Raw genomic sequence first — 11,717 nt, forward strand, 5'->3', positions numbered from 1 at the left:
CAGCATCTACTTCTTCGCTCGCGCGCCGAACCACGCGTCCACCGAGCGATACTCATCCAGACCAAATCCGAGAATCTTCTTCTGATCCGCGCTTAATCCCGGAAGATCGGACAGGACCGACGGAAGATGAAGCTGCTGCCGCAGCATCGGGATGGTGAAAACGTGGTTCACAGCGCGCCGATTCCTGTCGGTATGGTTGGTCGATCCGGCATGGTAGAGCATGCAATCCAGAATGATGAATGTCCCCCGCGGCACGGCTATCTGAATCTGACGCCGCCGCACCGTCTCGTCGGAGGGAAAATCCTCGCGATGATGGCTGGCGGGTATGACCCGGGTGGCTCCATTTTCGGCTGTGAAATCGTCAAGCGCGAACAGCGCATTTATGGCAAGCGCCCGTGAACTGACGAAGTGCTGGTAGGGAATGTCGCGATGGAAGGCCGCCTGTCCGTATTTGCTCTTGTTGCCGCGATTGATCAGCCCATTGACCTGATTGAGGATGTAGTAGTCACCGAGCATCCTTGAGAGCAACTGCGCCAGCCGCTCATTGAAGGCGATGGCCATGAACGCCGGAGCGTATTTGGGCAGGACGCGGATCGTGTCGCGCTCGCCGATCGTCGAAAGGTCGTAGCCCGCAGTCGCGGCTTGTTCAGCGTATTCCGCTTCAGCGGCGTCAAAGTCACGGGACAACGCATCCAGTTGCTCGCCGGTCAGCCCTGCGTCGAGCGTTGTATGGCCGGTGAGCCGGAGATCTTCGATCAGGACATCGATCTCATCGCGTACAACCGCGGTTTCCTTGACGCCGTAGCGATCTATCTCGGTCACAGCTGCTCCTTGAGACGGCTGGAGAAGAGGTAGGGATGGACGATCTGCATGCCGCTGCCCCGAAACTTTCCGGCCAACGCCAGCCAGCTTCGCGGATTCACGGCGGCCACTATGATAGTCTGGGGATGCGCGGAAGCATATTCGTTGGCTCTCAGCCATGGGCGGTCGTCGAGAGTGGCCGCGAGCGGCTCGTCCGTCAGGAATGCTTCGGCTCCTTTGACGAGCCGGGGGGCATAGGCGCGCAGCAGATTTCGGAACTCCCCGGCTCCAAACATCGCGTAGGGCTTGCCGTCCAGCCATTCTGACGCGCCATCATCAATTTCCGACCAACCCTTCAGGAAATCCGATCGCACCTGTGCGAGCGACAGGTATTGGAGGTCCGTGGGAACCGCCGGCGCGGTCGGGTCGGGATTCAGGAAGGTCAATCGAAAGCCTTTTTGCTGTCCACTCAGCGCAACGCTTCCAGTGACGTGCAATCCCGCTGCCGCAGCGACCATCCGCAGGGACTGTTGGGAGAAACTCGAGACATGATCAAGGAACAACAGCTCCGTGTCGGCAACATCGCCGTCCGGGCAGATCACCACCACGGTGCCTTCATCCGAGAGGGCCTGCCTGGACACGGACAGGAAGACTTCCGGGCTGAGGGCGTGCTCAAGGACGTTCACCGAGAGGCAGAGGTCGTACCGTCCGGCAATCTCACCAAGGGCTTCTTCGGCATAGCCCCGCCGGATCGTTGCCCGTGCTTGATCCCGCTGCCGAGTAGCGGCGACCAGTTGAGATGCCGCTTCGAAGCCCAGCGCCTCCCCCAATTGCCATCGCCGTGCAAGTTCTTCGAGCAGGGCACCGGTCCCTGCCCCAAACTCAACGACGCTGCGGGGGCGAAGAGTGCGTCCGAGAAGCGTGACCGCGGATTCGTCTATGCAAGCGGCATAGGCTTCTGCTCGCGCGGCATCGGCGGCCGGGTCGACCAGGCCGAGATCGTATCCGTCGCTGTACATGGCGTCCCGATCTTCGGGCTTCAGCGGGGTGAGATGAAAGCCATGTCCGCACCTCAGACATGAGGCCTTCTGCAGGGGGCGGCTGAGAATCGCACCATCGCTCGTCATGGAAAGGGATGAATGGGGCAACGCCAACCTCATTGGCGCGCCGGCACCGCAAGCAGGACAAACGGATTCAATCAACCTGTTGACCCCCCGGCGTCGCTATACTCGGCCAATAATATGGCGTGCGGCCTCGCGGTCGCGATCTGTGCACACCGGATCATGCACCGCCAAGGCTGACCACCAATCGCATCTGGTCCTACGGGCCGCAGCGCTGTCAGCCCGGATGCGTTAGCTCGCCTCGCGCATCGCCTCTGCCGCCTGCAGGTCGACCGACACAAGCTGGCTGACGCCCTGCTCGGCCATGGTCACGCCGAACAGCCGGTCCATGCGCGCCATGGTGATCGGGTTGTGGGTGATGATGACGAAGCGCGTCTCGGTGGTCTTGGCCATCTCGTCCATGAGATTGCAGAAGCGCTCGACATTGTGATCGTCGAGCGGCGCGTCGACTTCGTCGAGCACGCAGATCGGCGCCGGATTGGTCAGGAACACGGCGAAGATCAGCGACATCGCCGTCAGCGCCTGCTCGCCGCCCGACAGCAGCGTCATGGTCTGCGGCTTCTTGCCCGGCGGGCGGGCCAGGATTTCAAGCCCTGCCTCGAGCGGATCCTCAGACTCGATCAGTTGCAATTCGGCCGTGCCGCCGCCGAACAGATGTGAGAACAGCCGCTGGAAATGGCTGTTGACGACATCGAAGGCAGCGAGAAGCCGCTCGCGGCCCTCGCGATTGAGGCTTTGGATCGCTTGCCGCAGCTTGCGGATCGCCTCGATGATGTCCTCGCGTTCGGTGACGATCGCTTCCAGCCGGTCGGACAGCTCCTTCTGCTCTTCCTCGGCGCGCAGATTGACAGCGCCGAGCCGCTCGCGCTCGATCTTCAGCCGATCGAGCTGGCGTTCGGTCTCGGGCATGTCGGGCATCGGATCGTCGGCTTCCAGGCCGGTATGACGGATGACCAGGTGCGGCGGTGTGTTCAGCGTTTCCTGGATGCGCGCCTCGACTTCCAGCCGCCGTTCGTCGGCCGCAGTGAGCCTTTCCTCGGCACGGACACGGGTCTCGCGCGCCTCGGCCAGCGACTGGATGGCTGATGTGGCCGCCTTGTCCAGTTCGGATTGCCTGTTCTCCGCTTCCTGCAGACGATCGGCCGCCGCCTTGCGCAAGGTCTCAGCCTCGGTGAGCTGCGACAGCAATGCACGGCGCTTGGCGTCGATCTCGTCGGGCGCATCGGCCAACCGCTCGCGCTCGGCCTCGGCCTCGGCCTTGCGTTCACCGAGCGAGGCGATCTGCGTCGAGGCGTTCTCGGCACGCACCAGCCAGTTGCTGCGTTCGGCGCCGATGGCATCGAGCCGGCGTACGCGCGCCTCGGCTTCGCGCCGCAGCCCCTCATGGACGGCGCGTGCATCGGCCAGCGTGGCGCGGTCGCGGGAGACGTTGGCCGAGGACTGTTCGAGCTGCAATTGCAGGTCGCCGAGATCGGGCGCGTCCTGCAGCAGCATTTCGGCCTCGACGAAAGCCGCCGAGGTTTCCTCATGGCTGTCGACGATGCGCGCGCGCGCCTCGTCGAGTGCCGCGCGGCGGCTCGCCAGTTCGCCGCCGGCTTTCTCGGCCTCGGCCAGCGCATTGCGGGCAGCATCCAGCCGGTGCTGGGCGTCGCGCCCGGCCTGGCGTGTGTTGCGTTCGGCCTCGCTCGCCTGGCGAAGCGCCTGTTCAGCCTGCGCCAGCGCTTCCTCGGCGTGGCGCAGGACGAGTGTCGCCTGCACCGCCTCGGCGTCGAGTTCGGCCAACCGGTTCTTCTGCGCCAGCCTTTGTGCCGCGGCCGTCGGCGCATCGGCGCTGGCGGTCAGGCCGTCCCAGCGCCAGAGCGCGCCCTCGCGGCTGACCAGACGCTGGCCAGGAGCAAGAAGCCCCTGCAGCCGGCGGCCATCAGCGGTCTCGACGATGCCGATCTGCGCCAGGCGGCGGGCAAGTTGCGCCGGGGCACGCACCACGCTGGCAAGGCTCTTGATGCCTTCCGGCAGCGCGGCGTCGCCGGGCTGGATTTCGCTTTCGCCCCAATGCGCCGGCGCGCTGCGATCAAGCGGCACGTCGAGGTCTTCGCCAAGTGCCGCACCCAGCGCCGTCTCGAAGCCGCGCTCGACGCTGATCTGCTCGAGCACCGAAGGGAAGAGATCGCCGCTGGCGGCGTTAAGGATCTTGGCCAGCGTGCGTGCTTCGGTCTCGACCCGCGCCAGTTCGGCCCGGGCGTCCTGAAGCGGCGGACGGGCAGTGCTTTCGGCGGCACGGGCATCGATGACCGACTGCTCGGCCTGCGCCACGGCGGCCTCGGATTCCTCGAGAACCTCCATCGCCTGTTCGACCAGAACGCGCTTTTCGGCCGGATCCGGCAGGCCGGCCACCTTGGAGAGAATATCCGACAGTTCGCGGTCGACCTCGGCGAGCTGGCGGGCGAAGCGGTCGCGGCGCTCGGCGGTTTCGCGCAGCGTGCGTTCGATCTGATGGCGCGAGGCGGCGGCCTCGGCCCGTTCGGCGGTCAGCGCGGCGAGTTTGGCTTCGCTTTGCGCAAGCGTCGATGCCGCCTGTTCGAACGCCGCGCGGGTGGTGGTCTCGCGCTCGGCGGCGCCGGCGTTCTCGGAATTCAGCGTAGCCTCTTCGGTGCGCAGGCGTTCGAGAACATCGGCATTGTCGCGCACCATCCGCTCCTCGCGGGCGATATCGCCGTCGAGCTGCTGCAACCGGCGCTCGATTTCCGTCTGGCGGGCACGGATGCGGCCGGCCTCCTCCTCGATCTGCGACTTGGCGATCGACAGGCGCTGGAAGGCGGCGGCAGCCGCGGCTTCCGCGTCGCGCAGGTCAGGCAGGCGATGCGCGCTGATGCCTTGCTCCCTGGCGGCGGCCATCTGCGCGGCCGCGCGGTCGCCGACAAGTGCCGTGGCAACCGCCAGGGCCGAACGCGCCTCGCCTTCCTGCGTCTTGGCCAGCGTCCAGCGCAAATGCAGCAATGTCGCCTCGGCCTTGCGGATATCGGCCGACAGGTTCTTGAAGCGGGACGCCTGGCGCGCCTGGCGCTTCAGGCTTTCGATCTGGCTTTCCAGTTCGCCGACGACGTCGTCCAGGCGTTCGAGATTCTGTTCTGCCGCCTTCAGCCGCAGTTCGGCCTCGTGGCGGCGGGTGTGCAGGCCGGAAATGCCGGCTGCCTCTTCGAGAAGGGCACGGCGCGCCTGCGGCTTGGCCTGAATCAGTTCACCGATACGGCCTTGGCCTACCATCGAGGGCGAGCGTGCGCCGGTCGACTGGTCGGCGAACAGAAGCTGCACATCCTTGGCGCGCGCTTCCTTGCCATTGATGCGGTAGAGCGAGCCGGCCTCGCGCTCGATGCGGCGCGACACCTGCAACTCATCGGCGTCGTTGAAGGCTGATGGCGCCGAGCGGTCTGTGTTGTCGAGGAAAAGCGTGACTTCGGCGGTGTTGCGCGCAGGCCGCGTGCCCGACCCCGAAAAGATGACGTCGTCCATGCCGGACGCGCGCATGTTCTTGTAGGAGCTTTCGCCCATCACCCAGCGCAGCGCCTCGACAAGGTTCGACTTGCCGCAGCCGTTCGGCCCGACAATACCCGTCAGGCCGCGCTCGATGACGAACTCGCCGGGCTCGACGAAGGACTTGAAACCGAGGAGGCGGAGGCGCGAAAACTTCATTCACGCGCCCCATAAAGGCGAGCGCCGAAACGCTGCCGCTTCAGCGCTGACCTGATGTCAGAGCAGAGGGTCGATGATGGCCGACATTTCCTCAATCGACATCGCCCCTTTGTAGGTCTTACCGTTGATGAAGAAGGTCGGTGTCGAGTCGACCTTGAATTCATTGGCGCCGCGCTTCTGGACCGATCTCACATCGTCCAGAAGTTTCTGGTCCGTCAAGCAGGCCTCGAAGGACTCCTGTGTAAAACCGGCGAGCTTCGAGATTTGCAGCAGCGCATCCTTGGTGTTGGACACGCCAACCCAGTTCGCCTGCTGCGCAAACAGCACGTCCACCATCGGGAAATAGTTATCCTTGGCGCAGCGCGCCAGCATGAAACCGGCTTCCGCGCTCGGATCGAACGGGAATTCGCGCAGGATATAGCGCGCCTTGCCGGTGTCGATATACTTCTTCTTCAGGTCCGGGAAGGTGGTTGCGGCGAAATGCGCGCAGTGCGGGCAGGTCATCGAGGCGTATTCGACAATGGTGACCTTGGCGTCATCCTTGCCGAGCTGCTTGTCAGGCAGCGCGCCCGGCTTCAGCAATTCGGCCATGTCGACGTTGCCCTGAGACTCGGGAACCTGAATGGCAGCCGGCGTGGCCGGCTTTGCGGGCGTTGCCGGATCAGCGGGCTTCACATCCGCCGCCTTGGCCTGTTCGCCGGAGTCGCTGCAGGCGGCGAGCAGGGCCACCGCCGGAATGGCGGCCAGCGAAGACAGGACGTTTCTGCGAGACAGACTTTTGCCGAACGGAGGACGGTTCATACGAATCACCTGACAAGGGTTGAATTTTGCAATGCAAAGGCACGAAAAGGCGAGAGTTGGCGCGAATTAAGGCATCTCCATCCCCAATCCAATCGCGAAACCTGACAGAGGCGATCACGAATGCGAGATGTTGACGACAAATCGATGACTGTCTTCAAGGTGTTTTTGACTTCCTTTCACCCAAAATGGTTGCGCCAAGCCTTTCCAGCGAGGCGCGCAGTCCGTCATCCTCGATCAGTTCGACCGTGCTGGACAACTTCGTCTTCTCCGCTGCCGTCAAGGGCCTGAAGGTCGGTTTAGGCCGTCCTTTGTCCGCCGTCACCGGTTTTTGCACGATCCTGATGCGGTCTATTGCCGTAAAGCCAAGAAATGCGTTGACCCGGTTGATGATCTCGCCGGTCTCGTGCTGCAAATGAAGCGCCGCCATGCCTTCGCAGGCGATGACCAGCACCGCCGGCTCGAACGGGTCGTCCTCATGCAGCCGGCGCGGCCACTGGATCTTCTCGGGCCGCGAGCGACTGGCAAGGCGCGGTCCGGCAATCTCTTCCCAGGACTGGACGAGACCAATCGAGATGCCGGCCCGCTTGCGCAGCACCGGATCGAGGATTTTGGTCGCAAGATCGCTCACCGGGACGGGATTGCCGTAGGGCGTTCTCCCTGCCATGTACGTTCTCCAGCCACGACCCCAGCAATACCGGCCAGGCCAATACACGATCAATGGCACCAGCAGACCAGACCCGCAAGGCCCAGACCACCAAGGCAATCCCAGACGATACCGCGTCGCGCCTGCTCGCCTGGTACGACGTGCATCATCGCGAGCTGCCGTGGCGGGTGACGCCGCGCGAGCATGCACGCGGCGTGCGGCCCGAACCTTACCGTATCTGGCTGTCCGAAGTCATGCTGCAGCAGACCACGGTCGAGGCGGTGAAATCCTATTTCCGCGTCTTTGTCGAGAAATGGCCTGATGTCGGGGCGCTGGCCACGGCGCCAACCGAGGACGTGATGAAGGCCTGGGCGGGGCTTGGCTACTATTCCCGCGCACGCAACCTCAAGGCCTGCGCCGATCTGGTGGCGGCGCGTGGCGGCCGGTTTCCCGACACCGAGGCTGCTCTGCGAGACCTGCCCGGCATCGGCGCCTACACCTCGGCCGCGATCACGGCGATCGCCTTCGACCGGCCGGCCGCCGTGGTCGACGGCAATGTCGAACGCGTCATATCGAGGCTGTTTTCGATCACGACGCCGCTCAGCGACGCCAAGCCTGAGATACGCGCCCATGTCGAGGCCATGGTGCCGGCGGCAAGGCCGGGCGACTTCGCCCAGGCGATGATGGATCTCGGCGCGACGATCTGCACGCCGCGCCGGCCACGCTGCATGCTGTGCCCGCTGCGCGAGGACTGCAGCGCCGTCGTCTCAGGCGATCCCGAAAACTTCCCGGTGCGGCTGCCGAAAGCAGACAAGCCGCAGCGGCGCGGCGCTGCTTTCGTGGCCGTGCGCGAGGACGGTGCCATTCTTCTGCGCAAACGGCCGGACAAGGGTCTCCTTGGCGGCATGACCGAGGTGCCGACCACCGCCTGGACCGCGCGCATCGACGGCGCCACCACGCAAGCGGCAGCTCCGTTCCCGGCTGACTGGAAGCGCGCCGGGACAATTTCGCATGTCTTCACCCATTTCGCCCTCGAGCTCGAAATCTTCCTGGCCCGCACCAAAGGTGACGCGCCGGCCGGCCATTTCTGGTCATTGCGTCAGGATATTTCGGGGGAGGCCCTGCCAACTGTCATGAAAAAGGCAATCGAGGCTGCGATACCCGGCGCGACGAAAAAGGAACGTCCGCATTGAAAGAGGCTTCATGACTGAGATCCGCCACATCGTTTTCGACATCGGCAAGGTGCTGGTCCACTACGATCCCAACATCCCCTTCAGCCGGCTGATTCCCGATGAGAATGAGCGGAAATGGTTCTTCGACAATGTCTGCACGCATGACTGGAACATCGAGCAGGACCGCGGCCGTACATGGGAAGAGGCCGAGGCGCTTGCCATCGCCGATCATCCGGATCATGCGGAAAACATTCGTAATTTCCGGCGTCACTGGCACGAGATGGCGCCGCATGCCTATGCGGACAGTGTTGCCATCCTGGAGAACTTGATCGACACCGGCCACGACGTGACGCTGCTGACCAACTGGGCCGCCGACACGTTCGTCGAGGCGCGCGGCCGCTTTCCATTCCTCGACCGGCCGCGCGGCATAACTGTGTCCGCCGAGATCGGGCTGATCAAGCCGGATCGCAGGATTTACGACCATCACGTCGCAGCCTTCGACCTTGACCCGGCCGCATCGCTGTTCATCGACGACAGCCAGAAGAATGTCGACGGCGCCAAGGCGGCCGGCTGGCAAGCGGTGCTGTTCACCGATGCCAAGACGCTTCAAGCAGATCTTGAACGCTTCGGTATAAAGGCGTGGTCTGAATCGCTTGCGGCGATCCGCTGAGATTTTGAATCAACGCAAATTGCGTAGACGGCAGGGGCTCAGGCCCCTGCCCGCTCCATGCCCAACCGAGCGATGCGGCGAAGTTCGTCGATCGGGGTGAGCCCGCCGCTGCGCTCATAGTGCCAGAAGGTCCAGCCATTGCAGGCGTCCAGGCCCTGCACTTCGGCGCCGATCTTGTGGATCGAGCCGGCGCTGTCGCCGATCGCCACCGTGCCGTCGGCACGCACCTTGGCCGCCCAGCGCTTCTTGGCGTCATAAAGCGTGGCGCCAGGCGTCATCAACCCGGTGTCGATCAGGCTGACGAAGGCAACGCGCGGCTCCGCACGCTTGCCGGTCAGCACCGTCAAATCGGCATCCTCCAGCGGCCGCACCGCATCGATGCGCTCGTTGGCGGCGTCGATATAGGCCTGCTCGCGCTCGATGCCAACGAAATGGCGGCCAAGGCGCTTGGCGACAGCACCCGTCGTGCCGGAGCCGAAGAAGGGATCGAGCACGATGTCGCCGGGCTTGGTCGAGGCCATCATGATGCGGGCGAGCAGCGCTTCCGGCTTCTGCGTCGGGTGCAATTTGTCGCCATTGTCGTTCTTCAGCCGCTCGCCCCCGGTGCAGATCGGAAACAGCCAGTCCGAGCGCATCTGGATGTCGTCGTTGGACGCCTTCATGGCTTCGTAGTTGAAGGTGTAGCCCTTGCCCTTCTGGTCGCGCGAAGCCCAGATCATCGTCTCATGGGCGTTCTGGAAACGGCGGCCGCGGAAATTCGGCATCGGGTTGGTCTTGCGCCAGACCACGTCGTTGAGGATCCAGAAGCCCAGATCCTGCATCTTGGCGCCGACCCGGAAGATGTTGTGATAGGAGCCGATGACCCAGATTGTGCCATTGGGCTTCAGCACCCGCCGCGCCGCCAGCAGCCAGGCCCGGGTGAAGGCGTCATAGGCTTCAAAACTCTCGAACTGGTCCCAGTCGTCGTCGACCGCGTCGACCTTGGACTGGTCGGGGCGGTGCAGGTCGCCGTCGAGCTGCAGATTGTAGGGCGGATCGGCGAAGATGACGTCGATCGACTTTTCGGGCAGGCGGTCGAGTGCCGCGACGCAGTCGCCCTTGAGGATCGTGTCCAGCCATTCGGATTGCTGGGGAGCATGGGAAAGGTCGGCGAGAAGACGCACGGCAGACATTTTTACACCCAAGGCACGCGTTACTGTTTACTCCCCGTTATGGTTACCGATCAGCGTAAATATTCGGTGAAGGCCTGCGCGATCGCCTGCCAGGTTTGCGAAGGCCGGGCTGTTGGTGTATGCCGCGCCGCTTGAGCCCTGAGAGGCCATCCCTCCATTCCCCTTGTCCGGATCACCATGCCCCAGCCAGACCTTGTCATCTTCGATTGCGACGGCGTGCTCGTCGATTCCGAAATCATCGCCGCGCGGGTCGAGGCTGAGTTGATAACGCTCGCCGGATATGAAATCTCCGCCGAGGAGGTTGCCGAGACCTATGCCGGCCTGACGTTCAAGGACATCCTGCTGCGGATCGAGGAAAAATCCAAAATCCCGTTCCAGGCGTCGCTGATCGACCGCGCCGAAGACTTGGTGGACCGGAAACTGCGCAGCGACGTTCGTGCCATAGAGGGCGTGCGCGAAGCGGTCGCCTCGGTCACGGCGCAACGCTGTATCTGCTCCAACTCACGCTCGGAGCGGATAGAATTCATGTTGGAGAAGGTGCATCTGCTGCCGTTTTTCGCCGGCCGCATCTTCTCGGCGCTGGAAATACCGAGCAAAAAGACCAAGCCCGCTCCGGACGTGTTCCTGCTCGCGGCCGAAAAACTCGGCGCGAACCCGGCGAACACTTTCGTCATCGAGGATTCCGTGCACGGCGTTGCCGGCGCCAGGGCAGCCGGTATGCGAGTGATCGGCTTCACCGGCGCCAGCCACAGCTATCCCGGCCATGCCGACGCGCTGACCGAGGCCGGCGCCGAGACGGTGATCCGCCGCTGGGCAGAGCTGAAAAGCGTGATCGCGGCACTGTCGGAATGGTCAGCCGACGCCTGAGCAATCTGCGCCGCGACGCACGCTTCCCTTGAGAACCGCGACTAATTCGTCGCGGTGGCCTTCTTCCTGTGGGTCTTCTTCGGCTTGTCCGTCGTCGCCTTCGGCGTGGTTTCGTCATAGCCGGCATAGGCCTGATAGTCCTGCGCCGTCGGCGCCGGCACGACGACATTGGAATCGGTGAAGACGAACTGGGTGGCGACCGACGGGTCGGTGACCTGGACCTGATACTGGTGAATCTGCGAATAAAGCACGTCGGTGCCGTGCATCACCGCGGTGCGGATCGGCATGGTGATGGTGCCGGGTGTGAACTTCGGTCCCGGCACGATCTTGCCGGCGACCGCGATCTTCATCGTCAGCTGGCCGTCGGCGCGGCTGCAATCGCGGGTCACGTCGCTGATCGAGGCCTGATAAATGATCCTCTGAGAATCGTCGGGCGGAGTGGCAGCGGCGGCGTCAGCCGCAGCCTGGGCCGCGGCATCCGCGGCGGCGTCGCCGGTCTTCTTGAGCTTCGGCTTGGCCTTCTTGACCTCATTGACATAGGTGTTGAAGAAGGCCGTGCCGTCACGCACCGTCACCCTCGGGCAATAGGCATTCAACTGGCTGGCCAGAATCTCGGGATCCTGCGGCGGTGGCGGCGCGGTCGGATCCTTCTTGCCGCCCAAGCCGAGGTTCAGGATGCCATTGTCGCCCGATTGGCAGCCGGCGACGGCGAGCATAAAGCCGGTGAGCGCAAGACCCGCCAAAAAGCGACCACTGAATGTACGAAACGCCATGAAACTC

The 11,717-nt window shown here is 63.9% G+C and carries 10 protein-coding genes; 3 read left to right on the plus strand and 7 right to left on the minus strand.

What is annotated here, in order from left to right; all coding sequences use genetic code 11:
• Positions 1-6: 6 nt before the first annotated feature.
• The 5 genes from AC0V7N_RS30040 to AC0V7N_RS30060 all read right to left on the minus strand — a co-directional run bounded on the left by AC0V7N_RS30040 (position 7) and on the right by AC0V7N_RS30060 (position 7,077).
• Positions 7-822 (minus strand): phytanoyl-CoA dioxygenase family protein, encoded by an 816-nt coding sequence (locus AC0V7N_RS30040; RefSeq protein ID WP_475451810.1) that lies wholly within the window; start codon positions 820-822, stop codon positions 7-9.
• The gene (locus AC0V7N_RS30045) at positions 819-1,820 is read right to left on the minus strand and encodes a methyltransferase domain-containing protein (protein ID WP_496627466.1); all 1,002 of its coding nucleotides are present in this window, start codon (positions 1,818-1,820) and stop codon (positions 819-821) included. Before AC0V7N_RS30045 ends, AC0V7N_RS30040 begins: the two co-directional genes overlap by 4 nt.
• Before the next feature lie 333 nt (positions 1,821-2,153).
• The gene (gene smc / locus AC0V7N_RS30050) at positions 2,154-5,612 is read right to left on the minus strand and encodes a chromosome segregation protein SMC (protein WP_475451812.1); all 3,459 of its coding nucleotides are present in this window, start codon (positions 5,610-5,612) and stop codon (positions 2,154-2,156) included.
• 57 nt (positions 5,613-5,669) lie between these two features.
• A complete protein-coding gene (locus AC0V7N_RS30055) occupies positions 5,670-6,413 on the minus strand; it encodes a DsbA family protein (RefSeq protein WP_475451813.1) in 744 nt (247 codons plus the stop codon).
• 154 nt (positions 6,414-6,567) lie between these two features.
• On the minus strand, positions 6,568-7,077 hold the full coding sequence (locus tag AC0V7N_RS30060) for a DUF721 domain-containing protein (protein ID WP_475451814.1): 510 nt from the start codon (positions 7,075-7,077) through the stop codon (positions 6,568-6,570).
• 53 nt (positions 7,078-7,130) lie between these two features.
• Between AC0V7N_RS30060 and mutY the strand changes: the two genes are divergently transcribed.
• Positions 7,131-8,249, plus strand: coding sequence for an A/G-specific adenine glycosylase (gene mutY, locus AC0V7N_RS30065; RefSeq protein ID WP_475451815.1), 1,119 nt, complete (start codon positions 7,131-7,133; stop codon positions 8,247-8,249).
• 10 nt (positions 8,250-8,259) lie between these two features.
• The gene (locus tag AC0V7N_RS30070; protein WP_475451816.1) at positions 8,260-8,898 is read left to right on the plus strand and encodes an HAD family hydrolase; all 639 of its coding nucleotides are present in this window, start codon (positions 8,260-8,262) and stop codon (positions 8,896-8,898) included.
• Between the two features lie 38 nt (positions 8,899-8,936).
• Here AC0V7N_RS30070 and AC0V7N_RS30075 read toward each other — a convergent pair whose 3' ends face one another.
• Positions 8,937-10,070, minus strand: coding sequence for a site-specific DNA-methyltransferase (locus AC0V7N_RS30075; protein WP_475451817.1), 1,134 nt, complete (start codon positions 10,068-10,070; stop codon positions 8,937-8,939).
• 177 nt (positions 10,071-10,247) lie between these two features.
• On the opposite strand from AC0V7N_RS30075, the gene AC0V7N_RS30080 reads away from it, so the two are divergent.
• Entirely contained in the window at positions 10,248-10,937 is a 690-nt protein-coding gene (locus tag AC0V7N_RS30080) for an HAD family hydrolase (RefSeq protein ID WP_475451819.1), read from the plus strand.
• 41 nt (positions 10,938-10,978) lie between these two features.
• On the opposite strand, the gene AC0V7N_RS30085 is transcribed toward AC0V7N_RS30080, so the two are convergent.
• Positions 10,979-11,710 (minus strand): hypothetical protein, encoded by a 732-nt coding sequence (locus AC0V7N_RS30085; protein WP_475451820.1) that lies wholly within the window; start codon positions 11,708-11,710, stop codon positions 10,979-10,981.
• Between the last annotated feature and the right edge of the window lie 7 nt (positions 11,711-11,717).

This window comes from Mesorhizobium kamtschaticum (assembly GCF_056174585.1).